Source organism: Bacteroides sp. AR29 (assembly GCF_900217715.1).
GTDB lineage: Bacteria > Bacteroidota > Bacteroidia > Bacteroidales > Bacteroidaceae > Bacteroides > Bacteroides uniformis.
The window spans coordinates 160331-182182 of record NZ_OBMS01000002.1 but is presented as its reverse complement, the minus strand read 5'-3'; the positions used below and the strand labels follow the sequence as shown (position 1 = coordinate 182182).

The 21852-nt window shown below is 50.8% G+C and carries 11 protein-coding genes and 1 tRNA gene; all 12 read left to right on the top strand.

All coding sequences use genetic code 11. From position 1 onward, the window contains the following. The first annotated feature begins 10 nt into the window (after window positions 1–10). Window positions 11–2851 carry a family 43 glycosylhydrolase gene (locus CSD97_RS00640; RefSeq protein WP_229031904.1) on the top strand — a complete coding sequence of 947 codons (2841 nt, stop codon included), beginning with the start codon at window positions 11–13 and terminating at the stop codon, window positions 2849–2851. Beyond that, window positions 2833–3135 carry a hypothetical protein gene (locus CSD97_RS18885; protein WP_005830309.1) on the top strand — a complete coding sequence of 101 codons (303 nt, stop codon included), beginning with the start codon at window positions 2833–2835 and terminating at the stop codon, window positions 3133–3135. Before CSD97_RS00640 ends, CSD97_RS18885 begins: the two co-directional genes overlap by 19 nt. Window positions 3136–3272: 137 nt before the next feature. Continuing rightward, complete coding sequence (locus CSD97_RS00630; protein WP_098031823.1) at window positions 3273–5954, top strand: DNA gyrase/topoisomerase IV subunit A; 2682 nt, start codon at window positions 3273–3275, stop codon at window positions 5952–5954. A gap of 61 nt (window positions 5955–6015) precedes the next feature. Further along, window positions 6016–6870 carry a DUF3316 domain-containing protein gene (locus CSD97_RS00625; RefSeq protein WP_005830316.1) on the top strand — a complete coding sequence of 285 codons (855 nt, stop codon included), beginning with the start codon at window positions 6016–6018 and terminating at the stop codon, window positions 6868–6870. Between the two features lie 44 nt (window positions 6871–6914). Then, a complete protein-coding gene (locus CSD97_RS00620; protein WP_085931088.1) occupies window positions 6915–7931 on the top strand; it encodes a S41 family peptidase in 1017 nt (338 codons plus the stop codon). 76 nt (window positions 7932–8007) lie between these two features. After that, window positions 8008–8089 (top strand) — tRNA-Leu (locus CSD97_RS00615). A gap of 168 nt (window positions 8090–8257) precedes the next feature. Continuing rightward, entirely contained in the window at window positions 8258–11122 is a 2865-nt protein-coding gene (locus CSD97_RS00610) for a hypothetical protein (protein ID WP_005830320.1), read from the top strand. Between the two features lie 178 nt (window positions 11123–11300). Then, entirely contained in the window at window positions 11301–14324 is a 3024-nt protein-coding gene (locus CSD97_RS00605) for a TonB-dependent receptor (protein ID WP_098031822.1), read from the top strand. A gap of 18 nt (window positions 14325–14342) precedes the next feature. Continuing rightward, window positions 14343–15893, top strand: coding sequence for a RagB/SusD family nutrient uptake outer membrane protein (locus tag CSD97_RS00600; RefSeq protein WP_005830324.1), 1551 nt, complete (start codon window positions 14343–14345; stop codon window positions 15891–15893). A gap of 12 nt (window positions 15894–15905) precedes the next feature. Beyond that, window positions 15906–18005, top strand: a complete 2100-nt coding sequence (locus CSD97_RS00595; RefSeq protein ID WP_098031821.1) for a family 43 glycosylhydrolase — start codon at window positions 15906–15908, stop codon at window positions 18003–18005. 17 nt (window positions 18006–18022) lie between these two features. Beyond that, a complete protein-coding gene (locus CSD97_RS00590) occupies window positions 18023–19414 on the top strand; it encodes a glucoamylase family protein (RefSeq protein ID WP_034525906.1) in 1392 nt (463 codons plus the stop codon). 119 nt (window positions 19415–19533) lie between these two features. Next, window positions 19534–21825 (top strand): beta-glucosidase BglX, encoded by a 2292-nt coding sequence (gene bglX / locus CSD97_RS00585; RefSeq protein ID WP_098031820.1) that lies wholly within the window; start codon window positions 19534–19536, stop codon window positions 21823–21825. Window positions 21826–21852: the final 27 nt, after the last annotated feature.

The window sequence follows — 21852 nt, the reverse complement described above, 5'->3', positions numbered from 1 at the left end:
AAATACTCGTATGAAAAAATATCATCATTATCTTACCCTTTTAAGTTTATTTATGCTGCTCGGCATCCTGAAATTGCAAGCAGCGATACAACTCCCTGCCATATTTTCCAACCATATGGTGCTACAACGTAACTCAGAACTTACTTTCTGGGGATGGGGTATTCCGGGAGAAACAATTTCCATCGCCCCCGAATGGATGAAAGGAGAAATAATCAAAACCCAAGTCAATAATACGGGGAAATGGTCAGCCCGTGTACCTTCCGGCGAAGCCGGCGGACCTTATGAGATTCGTTTCAGCGGCTCGTCAGAAGTAACCTTGACCGATGTCATGCTAGGCGAAGTTTGGCTGTGCAGCGGACAATCCAATATGGAATGGAGCGCCAACCACGGCATAAAGAACGGAGACGAGGAAACGGCAAATGCCCATTGTCCCAATCTCCGAATTTTTCACGTGGCCAGAATAGCCGCCCCGTTCCCTCAAGAAAACTGTTTCTCGCAATGGACACAGTGCACGCCCGAAACGATGCGCAGCACGAGTGCCCTGGCCTACTTCTTCGGCCGCAACATCCAGGAAGAGCTGGACGTGCCGGTAGGAATCATCGTAGCCGCATGGGGCGGAACCACCGCCGAGACATGGACGCCCCGCGAATGCGTAATGAGCGACCCGGTCTTGTGCGACTATCCGTATGAATCCAATCCTTGGTTTCCGGCTGAAACAGGCACGTTGTACAACAGCATGATTTATCCCGTGATGCCCTACGGCATTGCCGGATGCATCTGGTATCAGGGAGAAGCCAACCAAGGCCGTGCCAGCTCCTACGCCCGGGTGATGCAGCGGCTGATAGGCTCGTGGCGTACCGGATTTAACAAGGAATTCCCATTCTATCTGGTCCAGATAGCCCCCTTCCAATACCACTCCAAAGACAACGGACCGGCACTGCTACGCGAGCAGCAGGCCATGTTGCCCGAAATGCTGGACAAGGTCAAGATGATTACCGTGTCAGATTTGGTGGACAATGTGCAGGACATCCATCCACGTGACAAAAGAAGCGTAGGCAAACGTCTCGCCAATCTTGCACTGGACGATACATACCATATATATGCAGGCCCCTATAAAAGCCCGGTCTTTGAAAGCGCCTGCCGCAAAGGCAACCATGTGACAATCTCTTTCAAAGACATAAAGAACGGACTGGCCGTACACGGGAAAAGGATAGAGGGGCTGATGATGGCCGCAGCCGGCCAGGAATGGCAAGAGGCCCGGGCCAGGATAGACGGGGGAAAGCTGATTGTCCCGGTAAAAGGAATCGAAAGCCCGGTTTCCATTCGCTACTGCTTCAGTGACGCTGCTCAAGGCAACCTTTTTTCAACGGAAGGCATCCCCTTAGCCCCTTTCCGGGCAGACAGCATTGCCTCTTCTGAAAACATTCCGGTTTCTACAGACAGCGCTTTGGAAGAATCTTTTGAATTCTCGCCCAAGTTCTCTACCGGCAATGCCAATCCCCTTCTCGACTTCCAATACATGGCCGACCCCACAGCAGTGGTGCACGACGGCCGCATTTATGTGTACGGCACTAACGACCACCAGCAATATGATGTAGTGGGCCGTAACGGGAAAAACACCTATCAGCACATCCATTCGCTGACGATGGTCTCTTCTGACGACATGGTGAACTGGACTTATCACGGAGTAATCAATGTAAAGGCTCTGGCTCCCTGGGGAATGGCTTCGTGGGCACCTTCCATCGCTTCGCGCAAGGAGGCCGACGGCAAAACCCACTTCTATCTGTACTACTCCAACAGCGGTTCCGGTGTAGGTATGCTGACTGCCACTTCCCCCGTGGGGCCCTGGACAGACCCATTGGGCAAATGTGTGGTAGACGGTAATACTCCAGGACTCGGCAAGTGTAAAGCTCCCTTCGATCCGGGAGTAGTCATCGACGACAAGGGCATCGGCTGGCTCTCCTTTGGCGGGGGCGACAGCGACGACTACATTCCCGGAGACGCACGCATCGTGCGGCTGGCAAATGACATGAAGACGCTGGACAGCGAAATAGTTGAAATAAAAGCGCCATACCACTTTGAAGCAAACGAACTGAACTATCTGAACGGCACTTGGATTTACACCTACAACACCAACTGGAAGAACCGGGATGCATGGCCCCACAAGGATATAGACAAGCCGAGCCGGTGCTGCATGAGCTACATGACGAGTCGCACGCCACTTGAGACAGACAGCTGGACCTATCGGGACAACTACTTCAAAAATCCCGGCGACTATGGCATGTCCGACAGCAACAACCATACACATCTGGTAAAATTTCAAGGGAAGTACTATCTCTTCTACCACTCACTGGGCTTGCAGGACAGCCGCGACCTCAAAGTGGGTGTCCGCAGTATCTGCGTGGAAGAAATAGAGGTGGACGAAAAGGACCTCACTATCCACATGGGCACAGCCACAGCCAAGGGCGTTTCACAAATCAAGCCTCTCGACCCGTTTGCGCAGCAACAGGCCGAGACCACAGCCGCCACACGCGGCGTTGCCTTTGAACCTACCGGACAGACAGGCAACATGTCTGCCGTAGGAAACAAGAGCGGACAGGCCATCTGTGTCCGCGGTGCAGAATTCCCGCAATCACCTCAAGCCATACAGATGAAGATAAAAGGGAAAGGCTCCATCGAAATACACATGGACAGTCCAGACGGTCCGCTCCTATCCACCTTGACCTTTGATACCGATACGTGGCAAACATTGACAAAGCCGTTGGACAAACGGATAAAAGGCAAACACGACATTTACTTCGTATTCGGGAACGGAAAGTTCTTATTTGACGAATGGAAATTCACAAAATAATGAATCCGTCGGCAGAATCTGCCCAGTATCTCTTCACCCTTGTGATGATATCGCTGCACAATTCGAGCCAACACACAACAAGCCAGCAAGTTACTTTGCCAGCGTTTTGCCACCATATTGGCAAAGTTTTGCCATGCCTTTGGCAAAGCTTTGCCAATGTGGTGGCAAAACCTTGCCAACTTGTCGGCAAGAAAGACAAAAGCAACATCGCTGTCCGCAAAGAGGCGGAAGCACGTCCTCAATATAATTCCGCTAACGGGAAAGAGACAGATTGGTTCCATTAACGGGCAGAAGTTTTAAAAAATGGGAAGGATTTGGCACAATAGTTCCGCGCAAATTCTCATTTATCGAACAAAAATTGTATTTTTGCCTGCGACTGAAAAATCAGTAATATCATAGAATAGACAATTCCCGAACAAATATGAGCGAAGATTTTGAAGCACCGAAAGATGATTTGGACAAGGAACTCCCGGCCGGGAGCGAAGAACACTCGGATTACAAACCTGCGGACGCAAAGGATGCCAATATAAAGCACCAACTGAGCGGCATGTACCAGAATTGGTTTCTGGACTACGCCTCATACGTTATATTGGAACGTGCCGTACCCCATATCATGGATGGTCTGAAACCCGTACAGCGGCGTATCCTCCACTCCATGCGCCGCATGGAAGACGGGCGCTACAACAAGGTGGCGAACATCGTAGGACATACCATGCAGTTCCATCCGCACGGTGATGCTTCTATCGGCGATGCTCTGGTACAACTGGGACAAAAGGACTTGCTCGTGGATTGCCAGGGAAACTGGGGTAACATTCTGACGGGTGACAGCGCCGCTGCCCCCCGTTATATCGAAGCACGTCTCTCCAAGTTCGCACTGGACGTGGTATTCAACCCCAAGACCACCGAATGGAAACTCTCTTATGACGGGCGAAACAAAGAACCGGTTACACTACCGGTAAAATTCCCACTGCTGCTTGCACAAGGTGTGGAAGGTATTGCCGTAGGCCTGTCATCCAAAATATTACCACATAACTTCAATGAGCTGTGCGATGCTTCCATCAGCTATCTGCACAACGAAGAATTCAAGCTGTACCCCGACTTCCAGACGGGAGGCAGTATCGATGTATCCAAATACAACGACGGTGAACGTGGCGGTGCGATACGCGTGCGCTCCAAAATAGAAAAGATGGACAACAAGACACTTGCCATTAAGGAAATTCCTTACGGGAAAACGGTGGCCAGTGTATGCGACTCCATCGTAAAGGCCAGCGAAAAAGGAAAAATCAAGATACGTAAGGTAGAGGACCTAACATCCGGCAGTGTGGAAATATTAGTGCATCTAGCCCCGGGTGTATCATCCGACAAGACCATCGATGCCCTCTATGCCTTCACCGACTGTGAAGTGAGCATCTCTCCCAACTGCTGTGTCATCGACGACCAAAAGCCCCACTTCCTCACCGTGAGTGATGTATTGCGCAAATCAGTCGACAACACATTGGCACTGCTACGCCAGGAACTGGAAATCCGTAAGGGAGAGATACTGGAAAGCCTGCATTTCGCTTCACTCGAAAAGATATTCATTGAAGAACGTATTTACAAGGATAAGGAGTTTGAACAAGCCAAAAACATGGATGCCGCCTGCGAACATATCGATGAGCGCCTGACTCCCTACTACCCGACTTTTATCCGCGAAGTGACCAAGGAAGACATCCTCCGGCTGATGGAGATAAAGATGGCACGTATCCTCAAATTCAACTCCGACAAGGCAGAGGAACTGATAGCACGCATGCGAAAGGACATAGAGGAGATAGACTGCCATCTGGCAAACATCGTGGAATATACCGTCGACTGGTTCCGTATGTTGAAGGACAAGTACGGCAAAGCCTTCCCCCGCCGCACGGAACTGCGTAACTTCGACACCATCGAAGCAACCAAAGTCATCGAAGCCAACGAAAAGCTGTACATCAACCGCGAAGAGGGTTTCATCGGAACTGGATTGAAGAAAGACGAATTCATAGGCAACTGCTCGCCCATAGATGACGTGATTATCTTCTTCCGCGATGGAAAATATATCATCACACCGGTGGCCGACAAGAAGTTCGTGGGCAAGAATATACTTTATGCCAACATTTTTAAGAAGAACGACAAACGTACCATCTACAATGTCTGCTACCGTGACGGCAAGGAGGGGACAAGCTATATCAAGCGTTTTGCCATCACTTCCGTGGTGCGTGACCGCGAATACGATGTGACGCAAGGTACTCCCGACTCCCGTATCACCTACTTCACCGCCAATCCCAATGGAGAAGCTGAAATCATCAAGGTAACCCTGAAACCCAATCCCCGTGTACGCCGTATTATCTTCGAGGAGGATTTCAGCAACATCAATATCAAGGGACGGCAGGCCATGGGAAATATACTCACGAAACTCCCCGTACACAAGATAGCCTTGAAACAACGTGGAGGCTCCACGCTGGGTGGACGGAAAGTCTGGTTCGACCGTGATGTGCTACGTCTCAACTACGACGGGCGCGGAGAATATCTCGGAGAATTCCAGAGCGAAGACACCATCCTTGTCGTACAGAACAGCGGAGAGTTCTATGCCACCAACTTCGACTTGAACAATCACTATGACGATGGCATACGCGTATTGGAGAAATACGATCCGAACAAAGTATGGACCGCCGTACTCTACGATGCCGACCAGCAGAACTATCCTTACATCAAGCGTTTCTGCTTCGAGGCAACCGCCCGCAAGCAAAACTACTTGGGAGAAAACAAGAACAGCAGCCTCATTCTGCTGACAGACGAGTGCTACCCGCGTTTAGAGGTGGTGTTTGGCGGCCACGACAATTTCCGAGAGCCGATGGTGGTGGAAGCCGACGAATTCATCGCCGTGAAAGGCTTCAAAGCAAAAGGTAAGCGCCTGACCACCTATACTATAGAAACCATCAACGAATTAGAGCCTACCCGCCAACCTGAACCCTCGCAGAAAACCGAAGAGCAGGAAACGGATGAAGAACCGGAAATTCTGGACCCCGACCACGGTAAAAGCGAAGGGGACATACTGGACGAGATGACAGGACAGATGAAACTCTTTTGATGAAGGACGGAAATGAAGTATTAGTGGCTAACGATTACTAATTTGTAATTGATAATTTAATATGTACATATACAAGATAATAATCCTATGCGGACTGCTCTTGGGAAGTGTCGGACTGAAAGCACAAGAAGCACAATGCAGCATCGACCGGAAGCTACGGGCTGACTCCACCAACCGTAACCGTATTATCACCCGTGCCACCATGTATGGTGTCGGCTTCACCAACGTGTTCGACACTTATCTTTCACCTCAGGAGTATAAGGGAATCGATTTCCGTATCTCCCGCGAAAGCATGCGGATGACACGGTTGATGGACGGCAACGTGTCTCTGCAAACTTTCTTCCAGGCAGACTTGGGATATACACACAACAAAGTAGACAATAACAATACATTCTCCGGACTGGCCAACTGGAACTACGGCCTGCATTATAATTTTCCAATCACGGGCAATTTCAAACTGCTTGCCGGAGGAGTCGGCGACTTCAACGGTGGCTTTGTCTATAATCTGCGCAACGGAAACAACCCCGCCCAAGCACGTGCCTATATCAACCTTGCCGCATCTGGAATGGCTATTTGGGACTTGCGCATCAAGAACCGTCCCATCACACTACGCTATCAGGTAAATCTTCCTTTGGCAGGTATCATGTTCATGCCCAACTATGGACAGTCCTACTACGAGATATTTACGTTAGGACATTGGGACGGAGTAGTGAACTTCACCTCCCTGCACAACCAGCCCTCTCTGAGACAAATGCTGACCGCAGACTTTCCGGTGGGACGTGCCCGGATGCGTTTCGCTTACATATGGGACGCACAACAGTCCAAAGTAAATGAAATAAAGACACATACTTACTCGCATGTATTCATGGTGGGGTTCGTAAAGGAACTCTATCTGTTTCCTAACAAGAGAAAGTAAAAAGTGACAAGGTGATAAACGATAAGATGATAAGGATAATGTGCATGAAAAGAAGATATATTTTAATAATTTGGAGTATCCTACTCACGTTATTGCCCCTATTGAACGGATGTATTCGTGAGGAAGAGTTCGACAATACCCCACAAGGCAATTTCGAAGCCTTGTGGAAAATAATAGACGAACAGTACTGCTTCCTGGACTACAAGCAAATAGACTGGGATGCCATCCATGACAAGTATCAGCCACTCATTACCCCGGGAATGAGCTACGACGGTCTATTTGAAATATTAGGTAACATGCTTGCCGAGTTAAAAGACGGACATGTCAACTTGTACTCTTCTTCCAACATGGCGCGCTACTGGGACTGGTATCTGGATTATCCTCGTAACTTCAACGAAAGTATCATTGAAAAGTACCTGGGAAGAGACTACCGCATTGCTGGAGGCGCCAAATATACCATATTGGAGGACAACATAGGATATATCTATTACGGTGATTTCTCCAGCGGCATCGGAAACGGCAACCTGGATGAGATTCTGTTATACCTTTCCGCTTGTAACGGCCTGATTATCGACGTGCGCAACAATGGTGGCGGCAACCTGACAAACGCCACCCGAATGGCACAACGCTTCACGAATGAAAAAGTACTGACGGGATATATTCAGCACAAGACCGGCAAAGGCCATAGCGATTTTTCAGATCCGACTCCCATTTATGTGGAACCTTCCAACAGTATCCGCTGGCAAAAAAAGGTAATTGTCCTGACCAACCGTCATTCCTATAGTGCAACCAATGATTTTGTCAACTCCATGCGCTGTTTTCCCAATGTCACCCTGGTTGGTGACAAAACCGGCGGCGGGTCGGGCCTGCCATTCTCTTCGGAACTGCCCAACGGATGGGGGGTACGCTTTTCTGCCAGCCCGCACCTCGATGCCCAAAAACAGCATATCGAGTTCGGCATCGACCCGGACAAGAAAGTGGATATGAGCAAAGAAGATGAGAACAATGACTTGGACACCATCATTGAGGAAGCAAGAAAAATACTGAAAGTGACTTTCTAAAACGACTTTATCTACAAAACAATTTGCCAAAACGAAAATTCTTTCTATCTTTGCTCCCGCTAATCGGAATTATTCCGCGGATGTGGCGTAATTGGCAGCCGCGCCAGACTTAGGATCTGGTGCCGTGAGGCGTGTAGGTTCGAGTCCTATCATCCGCACAATCCCTATAATAAATTTCAAAAGACAAACAACTAAGAGGGGAGGATATTCATTAAGAAACATCCTCCCTAACCGCTTCAAGTACCTTTTTTATCTCATCAAAACACAATATTTAGAATACTTATTGTATCTTTGCTTCCAAGAAACACTTCGATTAACCTGAAAAAATGAAACAAAATACGATAAGACCGATGCTTTTCAAGTATTGGGTAGTGTGCCTTCTATTGTTCATCCTCTTCATCCAGGCCAGGGCTTCTTCCTTCATGCCCGCCGTCACCAACTATCTTGCCAAAGACTATGAAGCCGGTTATCAGAACTGGGCATGTGCGCAAGGCAGCAACGGCGAAATGTATTTCGGCAACAGCCAGGGGCTCCTGGTATATGACGGTTATCGCTGGACTCTCCACAAAGTGCCGGGGAACCATATTGTCCGTTCGGTGTATGTGAAAGAAGACCGTATCTATGTGGGGGCATTCGAGGAATTCGGCTATTTCAAGTATTCGGAGGCAGGCACTCTCCGGTACCATTCTTTGAGCAAATTCCTGAAAAATTTCCCCATGGAGAACAACGAGATATGGAACATTGTAGAGCTGGACGGTCGCATCTACTTCCAGTCGTTCAGCGCCTGGTTCTCCTACGACGGGAAGATGGTACACGCTTTCCGCAACAGACAGCAACAGCCGCTCTACTTCTACACCCAAAACGGACATATCTACACACAGATGATTGATGAGGACTTCTATGAATTCGACGGCAAGGATTTCCTTCATCTCTTCCCCCGCAGCCAAGTGAACGATGACAATGTAGTGGCATTACTGCCCGACGGGGACGACAGCTTCCTGATGGTCACAGAGAATAACGGATTGTTCCGCTACAACGGTGACATCACCCCCTGGAAAACAGACATTGATGCAGAGCTGAAGAAACAGCGGGTGAACCGCGCCGTCATGACCAATGATTCCATATTCATGATAGGTACAGTCTTGAATGGCATATACGCCATCGACCGCAAAGGACATTGCCTCTGGCACTTCAATCTGGATAACCGTCTGGACAACAACACAGTCCTGGGCTTGTTCTGTGACAAAGATAACAACGTATGGGCAGCATTGGACGACGGCATCGCATACATCCACCACAACTCACCCGTCATGCTGCTGACTCCTGCCAACCATGAAACCAAACTGGGCATGGTGTACGACATAGCCCACCGGGGCGACTGTTTCTATCTGGCCACCAACCAGGGCTTGTACGAATACCACCAGGTTACCGAGAATCTGCGCCTGCTTCCCCATACTGAAGGACAGAACTGGTATGTGAAGGACATTGACGGGCAACTCTTTGCAGGCAACAATGCCCATACCTTATTAATAGGCGAAAAAGGGAATGTTTCCGTCATAAGCAATACCAACAGCAGTACGTGTCTGATAAAGTGCACCCTCTATGGCGAAGAGATACTGTTGGAATCATCCTACGCCAATTTGCGTATCTATAAAAAGAAGAACGGGCAATGGACCTTTTCGCATGTCATAGACGGCTTCATTGCACCGGTCATGCACTTGGAGGTGGACCAAAGCGGTGTCATCTGGGCTTCACACATGTATCAGGGAGTCTATAAAATAGTCTTGAGCGATGACTTGTCGGCTGTAAAAAGCGTACGGCACATCTCCCATTTAGGCTCGGAATATATCATCGGCCCTATCCAAGTAATGAAAATGCGAGGACGTATCGTCTTTTCCAGTCCCAACGGCTTCTATACCTATGACGACATCACCCGGCAGATTATCCCCTTCCAAAAGCTGAATGCCATTCTGCCTTACATCAGGAATGCTCATTCTGTGGTATCCGTCACGAACGACCGCTTCTGGCTGTCCGGTTCACATGAGTACGTATTGGTAGAGTACGCAGAAGGAGAGTACATCGTGAAGCAGCGCATCCTCATCGAACTGTTTGATTCTCCATGCATAGAGAACTACAACAATGTGTTCGTCGACAATGACGTCGTCTATTTTAATCTGAACAACGGAATCGCCAGTTACAGCAAAAACACAGACAGCCTTAGTCCTACTCTGGAGTCCGCCCTCTCACTGAGCTCGGTCACTGCTTCCTCTTCCGATAAAAAGGAGAAACGCCTGCCTCTGTCTGGAAATGTCGAACTGGAAAGCAATTACCGGGATTTGCTGTTCTCAGTAAGCCTGCCGCATTACAATAAATTGTCCGTACATTTCCATTATGTCCTGCAAGGAGGACAAGGCATGGCGCTGACATCGGACCTGAAAGAGCCCGAAATCCGCTACGGTAGCCTGGATTACGGAGAATACACATTCCAGGCAGAAGCCTATAATGATTTGGGACAGAAAATCGGTGAGGTGGAATATCATTTTGCCATAGCCCGCCCTTTCTACCTCTCCTATTATGCCTTTGCGCTCTATCTCATAGTTCTCACAGCGCTTGTCTACTTTTTCTCCAAGTGGCGCGCCAACCGTGCCATGGAAAAGAAACGGAAGGAGTATGAGGCAGAGCAGGTGCAGCAGAACATCAAGATGCGCGAGCAGGAGCATCTGATAACTCTGCAGCAACAGCAATTGCTGGAAGCCGAGTTGTCGGCAAAGAGTAAAGACCTTGCCAGCATGGCACTGGGTGTATTTGCCAAGAACGAGGTCCTGGAGAAACTTCGTACTGTCGTACAAGAGTCCCTGGTGAAAGGGCAATATGGACGCAAGAACCTCGAATCTCTGCTGAAGCTCATCAACGAAAACATCGAGACACAGGAATTTTGGGATGTATTCCAGAACAATTTCGACCTGATTCATGAGAAATTCTTCCGTAATTTGCGCGAACGTTATCCCAGTCTTACCGCTACCGACCTCCGTTTTTGTGCGCTGCTGCGCCTGAATCTTTCTACGAAAGACATTGCGCAAATGACCAACCTCACTATCCGGGGAGTAGAGGCAGCACGCTACCGTTTGCGCAAGAAACTGGATATCCCCGACGGAACGGGATTAGTGGATTTTCTCATCGACTTGAAATAAAGCGGCTACAAATCATTCAATCACAACAAACTGATTATTAGAAACAAGTAACACGAAAACGTAGTAAAACGGTACCCATTTTTACCCTAAACGTATTATCGTGGTAGTGTTTTTTTTTGCCTTACTTACCGTAATTACTTCCTTTGCCGGCAGAATTATTAACTCTTAAATTTAGTTTATGAGAAGGCAAACTTTATTTCTTCTATTCATGATTTTGTTCTCATTGCCACTGACAGTTTTGGCACAAGGAACAAAGACAGTTAAAGGAACTGTTGTTGATCAGAACAACGAACCGATTATTGGAGCCACGGTTGTAGTAAAAGGCTCTACTATTGGAGCAGCTACCGACCTCGACGGTAACTATGTACTGAACGGCGTCCCCGAAGACGCAACTCTCGTATTCAACTATTTGGGCATGTTGCCGCAGGAGATAAGCGCTGCGGGGCAATCCGTCATCAACGTAAAACTACGTGAAGACGCACAACTGCTGGAAGAAGTCGTGGTTATCGGTTACGGCTCGGCCAAGGCAAAAGACCTGACAGCCCCGATTGATGTCGTTAAAGAAAAAGAACTCATCAATGTTCCCACCTCCTCCCCGATGGCAGCATTGCAGGGAAAGGTACCGGGTGTCAACATCATCAATTCGGGAACACCGGGCGACGGTCCTAAAGTGACCATCCGCGGTATGGGTTCTTTCGGCGACACCTCTCCCCTTTATGTAGTGGACGGCATGTTCTACGACAACATCAACTTCCTGAACAACTCCGACATTCAGGACATGACCATCCTGAAAGATGCATCCGCATCGGCCATCTACGGTGTGCGTGCCGCCAACGGTGTGGTAATCATCACCACCAAGAAAGGTACCCGCAACCAGGATGCCAAAATCACCTACAACGGTTATGTGGGCATCCAGAAAGCCACCAACCTGCTGGAGATGTGTAACTCCCACGAATATGCCACCATGATGCTTGAAGCCAATCCGGAAGCTTACCGGGCGATTTTTGAGAATTCAGTGGCCGAATTCGGCGGAAACATGGAAAACCTGCAATTCAATGCCGATACCAACTGGTATGACGAACTGCTGCGCACAGCCATGATGACCAACCACAGCCTGAACGTCTCCGGTGGTACGGAAAAGGCAACCTACTCTGCCGGCATGAGCTATCTGGCACAAGACGGTATCATGGACGTGGAAAACTACTACCGCCGTCTGAACTTCCGCGCCGCCCTTGACTACGAAGCCCGCAAATGGCTGAAGATAGGTTTCAACGGCGTGTTCAGCAACTCGCAGCAGCAACTGCCCAAGAATGCCGCATGGCAACAGGCATACAACACACCGTCCATCATCCCGGTGTATGACGACCGCCGCGACGACACGGTGTTCCCCAAAAAGTACACATCACCCGAGCAAGTGGGCCTGACCAACAACTTCAACAACCCCATAGCCACTGCCAACTATTACGACAACCGGAACGAGACCTACCAAGTGCTGAGCAACTTCTATGCACAACTCAACCTCATCCCCGACAAGCTGAACATACGCAGCAGCTACAGCTACGACTACTCGATGATTCGCGGTTCCGAGTTCACCCCTACCTACTATGTAGGCACCAACCAGAAGAAAGAGGTTACCGAACTCACCAAGAAGAACACCAACTACTACAAATGGATATGGGACAACGTTGCCACCTACACCGACAAGTGGGGCAAGCACTCCTTTACCGGCATGCTGGGCGCTTCCATGCGCCAAGAGCAATACCGCCTGCTCGAAGGTACTGCCACCAACGTACCCGAAGGTGCAGACGTATGGAAATACATCGCACTGGGCAACAAGGAAGGCGCTACGGTGAAAGACGACGGCTGGAAATACCGCGGCCTCTCCTATTTCACCCGGCTGAACTATAACTACAACGACAAGTACATGCTGATGTTCACTTTCCGTGCCGACGGCTCGTCCAAGTACAACGACAAATGGGGCTACTTCCCCTCCATCGGTGCCGCATGGGTCATCTCGCAGGAACCGTTCATGAAGAACCAGAACATCTTCGACTACATGAAGCTGCGTGCCAGCTGGGGTAAGCTGGGTAACGACAAGATTGCCGCCAGTGCAGGTTTCGCAAGCATACAGAACGTACAGTCCGTATTCGGCCCCAATACCGCCATCGACGGATTCATCAACACCACCAACTTCAGCTGGCTGGGTTGGGAAGTAGTGAACGAAACCAACGTGGGCATCAACTTCAGCACGCTGAAGAACCGCCTGAATGCCGACATCGACTGGTACTACCGCCTGACCGACAACGCCGTGATTTCGCCCAAGCTCCCGATGAGTGGCGAGCTGCTGGCCGGCAACAACGGACAGATTCTGAATACCGGTATCGACCTCTCCTTGAACTGGAACGACAAGATTGGCAAGGACTTCAATTACAACATCGGTGTCAATCTCTCTTATCTGCACAACGAAGTGAAAAGCCTGAAAGGAAACATGAAAATCATCAAAGGCGGAAAGACCGTGAATATGGTGGGCGAGACGATGAACTCATTCTATGGCTACAAGGTCATCGGCATCTACCAGACTCCTGAACAATGTGCTGCCGACCCCATCGCCGTGGCCAACGGACTGGAACCCGGCGACTTCATCTACGAGGACGTGAACGGCGACCATGTGATAGACGGAAACGACAAGCAGGTGTTGGGCTCATACGTGCCCAGCTTTACTTATGGCTTCAATGCCGGATTCTCTTATAAGAACTTCGACTTCAGCCTCACTACCTACGGACAAGCAGGCGGCGAACTGTGGAACCGTAAGCGTGCCCTGCGCTATGCAGCCGACTACTATAACTTTGACCGTGCACAGTATGAGAACCGCTGGACGGGTGCAGGCTCTACCAACGAACATCCGTCGGCCAAGGCTCTTCTCAAAACCTGGAACAAGTCGGACAGCAACAACGCTTCCTATTTCGTGGAAAGCTCCGATTACTTCCGCATCCAGAACATCACGCTGGGCTACTCGTTCAAGAACCTGAAGATAGGCAGCTACGTGATGCCGGGACTCCGCCTCTCACTGACCGCCGACCGCCCCTTCACTACCTTCAAGGCGAACAGCTTCACACCCGAAGTGTCGGATGCCGAAGGTTGGGATACCGAAGTATACCCTCTGACTTCAACCTATACTTTCGGAGTGCAAATAGATTTCTAAACCCTAAAACGTAAAACAATGAAATTCTTAAAGAAAACATTCGCATATATACTTCCCGCCATGATGGTGCTGGGAGGAGCCACCGCTTGCACCGATTTCATAGAAATCGATCCGGAGAACAAAGTTCCCGAACAAGGCGTGGACTTTACCAACAAGAACAATATGTACCAACCCGTAGTGGGTGCCTACTCCAAAGTACGCACACAGGGCATGCACTGGTGCAACGCACTATTGATGTTCACCCGCGACGGTGACGTGTGGTCGGGCCGTACCGATGACCAGGGCGATGCCGTGGCCTTCGGACGCAAGTTCAACTACAACAACTCATTCTGGGCACTGAACCAGGTATGGATGAACTTCTACGACATCATCCGCATCACCAATGCCGCCCTGCAAAGCCTCGACGGTTATGCCGAATATCTTGCTGCAGGAAGCGAAGATTACAAAACCTACGAATCCTATTGCGGCGAAGTACGTACCATCCGTGCATGGGCCTACTATTGTCTGGTGACCAATTTCGGTCCCACCGTCATCTACCGTGACAACCTGCAGACCGATTTTCGCCGTTCTACCGTAGAGGCCGTATATAATTATATGCTGGAAGATTTGAACTACGCCATCGACAAACTGCCCCGCATGCGTCCCAACCAGATGGAACACAAGGGAGCCGTGACAGCCTTCACCGCCCAAGCATTGGCCGCCCGCATCTATCTGCTGAAAGGAGACTATGCACAAGTGGAGACACTGACCGATGACATCATCAAGAACGGTGGATTCCGTCTCTACGACGACTTCTACCAGCTGTTCAAAATTCCCGGAAAGTTGTGTGACGAATCTTTGTTCGAATGCCAGGTAACAGACTACGGCAATGGTTCCGGCGATTACCTGGGCGTAGACCAATGGTTCAATTTCCAGGGTCCGAACATGGCAGAGAGGTATGATGAAGTAGTGAACGCAGACGGTACCATCAGCTACAAGCAAGCCGAAGGCACCAAGTCCATAGGCGGCTGGAATTTCATAGGCTATGAACCCGAGTTCGTGGCATGGGCCGAAGCCCGTGGCGAAGGTGTGCGTGCCGAAACTTCTTTCCTGAAAGCCCTGAGCAAGACGCGCGAGGGTTGGCAGGTAGGTCCCACATCGGCCACCAAGACCGACTGTTGGAACGGCAAAGGTTACCTTCCCTACAATCAGATGACTCTTCCACGTACAACCTACGGAGCCAACAACAATGTGCGTATCATCCGCTATGCCGAAGTACTGCTGATGAACTCCGAAGCCAAAGTCAGACTGGGCAAGGATGGAGACGCAGGCTACAACGAAGTGCGCCGGCGTGCAGGCATGAGCACCAAAACCGGTGTTACCCTGAAAGACGTGATGGACGAACGCCGGATGGAACTTTGCGGCGAATGGTGTGCCCGTTATGTGGACTTGGTGCGTACCGGCGATGCCGCCACCGTACTCGGTCCCAAAGGATGGACAGCAGAAAAGACTTATTGGCCCATACCGGCCAACCAGTTGGACGACCTTCCTGATTTGAAGCTGGAACCCATTGACGGAATTGCCGAATAAATCCGTTCCAATATGGTAAAAAGATTCCTAATCAGTTGTGGAATAGCCTTTGCCGCTCTGGCGGCAAAGGCAACCCCTGACGATTCCATCAAAGTGGTGAAGGGGCAAGTCAGTGACTATTACATCACTGTAACCCAAGACCGTATCGTAAAAGGACACGTACTGGACACCAACCGCCAGCCACTCGCAGGCGCCACAGTCATGTTCTTCGCAAGTCCCATGCACAATACCACTGCCCACGACGGCAGCTTTGCCATCAAAGGAGCGAAGAACGACGTGCACCTGTATGTCTACTATCCCGGGAAAAAGATAGTGAACAGAATCCTGGCACTGGATGAAACCGATATTGAGGTAGTGATGGAAGAAGAGGTACACAAGGCAACCGCAATCCGCCGTCCCGCCCAGGCGACCCGGTGGTATGACCCGCAGGCGCCTCTGTCGCGCACCTTCTGCAATCCGATGAACATCAGTTATAACTTCGAGCCTTTCAACAACAATGTGCGTCCCAACGGTTCGTTCCGTTCCTCTGCCGACCCGATGGCGGTGGAATACAAGGGAGAATACTTTCTGTTCTCCACCAACCAGGGCGGTTTTCACTATTCCAAGAACCTGGTGGATTGGGATTTCGTTCCTGCCGGCTTCCAACGCAAGCCTACGGACGACGACCAGTGCGCACCGGCAGCCTATGTAAGCGGTGACACGCTGTTCTATACCGGCTCCACCTACGAAGGCCTCGCCGTGTGGTACAGCACACACCCCAAAACGGGACGTTTCAAACGTGCCATCGAAAAGAATGTGCTTCCCACATGGGACCCCTGCATGTTTCTGGACGATGACGGCAGACTGTATATGTATTATGGCTCCAGCAATGAATATCCGCTAAAGGCGGTGGAACTGGACCGGAATGATTTCTATCCCATCAGCAAGATTCACGACGTGATGATGCTCCGCCCCGAAGAACACGGCTGGGAACGTTTCGGCATGAACAATGACGATGAAGTGACACTCCGCCCATTCACAGAGGGCGCTTACATGACCAAACACAATGGCAAATATTATTTCCAATATGGTGCTCCGGGCACTGAATTCAAAGTCTATGCCGATGGCGTATATGTTTCGGATTCCCCGCTGGGCCCGTTTGTCTACCAGAAGCATAACCCGATGTGCTACAAGCCGGGCGGTTATGTGCAAGGTGCCGGTCATGGAGGCACGTTTCGCGACGTGAAAGGCAATTACTGGCACGTTGCCACCTGCATGCTCTCCCTGAAGTACAAGTTCGAACGCCGCATCGGTCTTTATCCGGTGGCTTTCGACAAGGATGGTGTCATGTATTCGTCCACTGCCTTCGGCGATTATCCCAACTGGGCAGCACCGATGGACGTAAAGAACCCTGCAGAGCGTTTCACGGGATGGATGCTTCTGTCCTACGGCAAACCGGTGGAGGTATCATCTACGGATAGCATCCATGCAGCTTCCAACCTGACGGACGAAAGTATGCGCACCTACTGGGCAGCCCGTTCCGGCAACCCCGGCGAATGGGCCGGGATAGACCTGGGCAGTACAAAGAATGTACGTGCCGTGCAGTTGAACTTCTACGACCATAAAGCGGTTCAATACAACCGTGCCATGGATATTTATCACCAATACCGTATTTTTGCTTCCGAAGACGGAAAAGAATGGACATTGGTCATAGACAAGAGCGACAGTGACAAGGATTGTCCGCACGACTACATCGAGCTCAACGAGCCGTTGCGTGCCCGTTATCTGAAATACGAGAATGTGCACATGCCTACGGGAAATGTCGCCTTGTCCGGCTTCCGCGTCTTCGGGAACGGTGACGGCGATGTCCCGCAAGCCGTGAAAGGACTGACTGTGAAACGTGACAGGAAAGACCGCCGGAATGCCCTTATCTCCTGGCAACCCGAAGCAAGCGCCTATGGCTACAACATCTACTACGGCACCGCCGAAGGCAAGATGTACAATGCCATCACGGTACTGGGACAGACGGAATATGACTTCCGCGGACTGGATGCGGACACGGACTATTACTTCACTATCGAGGCGCTGAACGAAAACGGCCGCTCGCCATTGTGCAAGACGACAAAAAATTAAACACAAGAAATAAAGATATGAAAAAACCAATAATGATACATGTGCTGGCTTTGTTCCTGATTTCCACATTGGCGGGCTGTGCATCCTGCTCTTCCGACTTGAAGGAAAACGGGAAAGAGAACGGAAAAGAGGAAAAGCCCGACACAGAGGAAGTACGTCCCGAATCATTCGCTTCGGATGACGAAATGCTTGATTACATCCAGAAGGTACATTTGAACTACATGTGGGACGGTGCGGAACCGACCTCCGGACTGGCACGCGAACGCATCCACCTGGATGGGGATTATCCCGAAAAGGACCAGAATGTTGTCACCACCGGCGGCAGCGGATTTGGTATAGCCGGACTGCTGGTAGGCATCGAACGCGGCTTCATCCCCAGGGAAGAAGGCGTGAAGCGCCTGACCAAGATTGCCGATTACCTGAAACGCGCCGACCGCTTCCACGGCGTATGGCCCCATTGGTTGTACGGCCCTACCGGCAAGGTGAAACCTTTCGGACAAAAAGATAACGGCGGAGACTTGGTGGAAAGCTGCTTCCTGATGCAAAGCTTGCTTTGCGTACGCCAATACTTCCGCGACGGCAACGAGCAGGAAAAGGCGCTGGCAGAGAAGATTGACCAATTGTGGAAAGAGATGGAGTTCAGCTGGTATCAGAATGGCAAGGATGTCATCTACTGGCACTGGTCTCCCGAATACAACTGGGAAATGAACTTCCCGCTGGAAGGCTACAACGAAGCATTGATTGTGTATGTGCTCGCAGCCTCCTCCCCCACTTATCCCGTTCCGGCTTCAGCCTACCACAACGGCTGGGCACGCGGCGGCGGCATCAAGTCCGACTCTGCCCCCTACGGCCTGCCTTTGGAATTGAAACACAACGGAGCCGAGAAACTGGGCGGTCCCTTGTTCTGGGCACAATACTCGCACATCGGTCTGGACCCGCGCAACCTGAGCGACCGCTATGCCAACTACTGGAACGTGGTGCGCAACCATGCCCTCTCCAACTACCGCTACTGCGTGGAGAATCCCAAACAATACAAAGGTTACGGCGAGGACTGCTGGGGACTGACCGCCAGCTACTCTACCAAAGGCTATGCAGCCCACTGCCCGGGCGACAACGACCATGGTGTCATCACACCGACAGCAGCCTTGTCCAGTTTTCCCTACACACCGGAGGAATCCATGCGTGCACTGAAGTATTTCTATTCCAAAGGCGACTGGATTTGGGGCAAGTACGGATTCTACGATGCCTTCTCCGAGGGAAGTGACTGGACGGTGCCCCGCTATCTTGCCATCGACCAATGCACCATTGCCCCGATGATTGAGAACTATCGTTCCGGCTTGTTGTGGAAACTCTTCATGAGCTGTCCCGAGGTTCAGGAAGGATTGCAGAAGCTGGGATTTAAGGCTTAGGGATTTACGATTGAAGTTAGTATGCGACATGATGGAGCAGCTAAGCTTAAGTTGAATTTCTATATCACTATTCCCCTCCCCCTTCAGGGGGCCGGAGGGGATAATCAAAATTATATCATATGAAGAAATACACATTATTAGCAGCCTTGGCTTTCTCTGCCCTCACCGTGACGGCAACGCCCAAAGAAAACACATCCCAAGGCAATCCGCAGGAGATGGATAAATTCATTACGGAGCTGATGGGCAAAATGACGCTGCACGAGAAAATCGGTCAGCTCAACCTGCCGGTAACGGGAAACATCGTCACCGGACAAGCCAAGAGCAGCGACGTTGCCGGTAAAATCCGCAACGGTGAAGTCGGAGGTCTGTTCAACCTGAAAGGCGTGAAGAACATCCGCGAAGTGCAGAAACTTGCCGTAGAGAACAGCCGCCTGGGCATCCCCTTGCTGTTCGGTATGGACGTGATTCACGGTTACGAAACGGTATTCCCCATCCCCTTGGCACTCTCGTGCAGTTGGGACATGGAGGCTATAGAGAAATCGGCCCGTATCGCCGCCATTGAGTCGAGTGCAGACGGTATCTGCTGGACGTTCAGCCCGATGGTGGACATCTGCCGCGATGCCCGTTGGGGACGTGTATCAGAAGGCAACGGTGAAGACCCCTTCCTGGGTTCAGCCATTGCACAAGCCATGATTCGCGGTTATCAGGGCAAGGATATGAGTGCCAACAACGAGATAATGGCTTGCGTAAAGCACTTCGCACTGTATGGCGCCGGAGAAGCCGGCCGCGACTACAACACGGTGGATATGAGCCGCAACCGTATGTTCAACGAATACTTCCCTCCCTACAAGGCTGCCGTAGAAGCCGGTGTGGGTAGCGCAATGACCTCCTTCAATGAAATTGACGGAGTACCCGCCACTGCCAACCACTGGCTGCTGACCGACGTACTGCGCAACCAATGGGGCTTCGACGGCTTCGTGGTGACAGACTATACAGCCATCTCCGAAATGATAGACCACGGAATCGGCGACCTGCAGGAAGTATCCGCACGTGCCTTGACCGCCGGAACAGACATGGACATGGTAGCCGACGGATTTATCGGCACACTGGAAAAATCCCTGAAAGAAGGCAAAGTGACTGAGGCCGACATTGACAAAGCCTGCCGACGCATCCTAGAAGCCAAATACAAGCTGGGACTGTTTGCCAACCCGTACAAATACTGCGACGTGAAGCGTGCCGAAAAAGAAGTGTTCACTCCCGAGCACCGCTCCATTGCCCGCCAGATTGCCACAGAGACATTCGTGCTGCTGAAGAACCAGGACAACCTACTGCCCTTGCAACGCAAAGGCAACATCGCCTTGATTGGCCCGCTTGCCAACACCCGTGCCAACATGCCGGGCACTTGGAGTGTGGCAGCCACAGCAGACAAATACAGCACCCTGCTGGAAGGTTTCAAGAATTCTGTCGGCTCCAAGGCCAACATTCTCTATGCACAAGGCAGCAACCTGATGTACGATGCCGACTACCAGACACGCGCCACGATGTTCGGCCGTGAACTGCCCCGCGGCAATGACCAAGAACTGCTGGACGAGGCCCTGAAAGTAGCCGCACAAGCCGATGTCATTGTAGCCGCCCTCGGCGAGTCTTCCGAGATGAGTGGTGAGAGCAGCAGCCGTTCCGAACTGGAAATGCCGGACACACAGCGACACCTGCTGGAAGCATTGCTGAAAACGGGCAAACCCGTAGTATTGGTATTGTTCTCCGGACGTCCCGTAGTGCTGACTTGGGAGAATGAAAATGTTCCCGCCATCCTAAATGTATGGTTCGGAGGTAGTGAAGCTGCCGACGCCATTGCCGACGTAGTGTTCGGAGACGTTTGCCCCAGCGGTAAGCTGACCACCACCTTCCCGCAGAATGTGGGCCAGTTGCCTATGGCATACAACCACAAGAATACCGGTCGTCCTCTGAAAGAAGGCAAATGGTTCGAGAAGTTCCGCAGCAACTACCTGGATGTGAGCAATGACCCGCTGTATCCTTTCGGCTATGGCTTGAGCTACACCACCTTCCGGTACAGTGACATCACGCTCAGCTCCAAGCAACTGAATGCGGACGGCAAGCTGACCGCTTCCGTAACCGTAACCAATACGGGCAACTACGATGCGGATGAAATCGTGCAGCTCTATATCCGCGACCTGGTGGGCAGCATTACCCGCCCCGTGAAAGAGCTGAAAGGCTTCGAGCGCATCCACCTGAAAAAAGGCGAAAGCAAGCAGGTGACCTTCACCATTACCCCCGAATTGCTGAAGTTCTACAACTACGACATACAGTATGTATACGAACCCGGTGAGTTCCATGTAATGATTGGACCCAACAGCCGCGATGTAAAGACTACGAGTTTTGAGTTGAAATAGGTATAGTTTTGCTTTTAGGTAAGAGGG

Excerpts from the sequence above, each read along its gene's own strand:
- CSD97_RS00640 (WP_229031904.1), top strand. The coding sequence starts at position 11 with ATGAAAAAATATCATCATTATCTTACCCTTTTAAGTTTATTTATGCTG.
- CSD97_RS18885 (WP_005830309.1), top strand. The coding sequence starts at position 2,833 with ATGGAAATTCACAAAATAATGAATCCGTCGGCAGAATCTGCCCAGTAT.
- CSD97_RS00630 (WP_098031823.1), top strand. The coding sequence starts at position 3,273 with ATGAGCGAAGATTTTGAAGCACCGAAAGATGATTTGGACAAGGAACTC.
- CSD97_RS00625 (WP_005830316.1), top strand. The coding sequence starts at position 6,016 with ATGTACATATACAAGATAATAATCCTATGCGGACTGCTCTTGGGAAGT.
- CSD97_RS00620 (WP_085931088.1), top strand. The coding sequence starts at position 6,915 with ATGAAAAGAAGATATATTTTAATAATTTGGAGTATCCTACTCACGTTA.
- CSD97_RS00610 (WP_005830320.1), top strand. The coding sequence starts at position 8,258 with ATGAAACAAAATACGATAAGACCGATGCTTTTCAAGTATTGGGTAGTG.
- CSD97_RS00605 (WP_098031822.1), top strand. The coding sequence starts at position 11,301 with ATGAGAAGGCAAACTTTATTTCTTCTATTCATGATTTTGTTCTCATTG.
- CSD97_RS00600 (WP_005830324.1), top strand. The coding sequence starts at position 14,343 with ATGAAATTCTTAAAGAAAACATTCGCATATATACTTCCCGCCATGATG.
- CSD97_RS00595 (WP_098031821.1), top strand. The coding sequence starts at position 15,906 with ATGGTAAAAAGATTCCTAATCAGTTGTGGAATAGCCTTTGCCGCTCTG.
- CSD97_RS00590 (WP_034525906.1), top strand. The coding sequence starts at position 18,023 with ATGAAAAAACCAATAATGATACATGTGCTGGCTTTGTTCCTGATTTCC.
- bglX (WP_098031820.1), top strand. The coding sequence starts at position 19,534 with ATGAAGAAATACACATTATTAGCAGCCTTGGCTTTCTCTGCCCTCACC.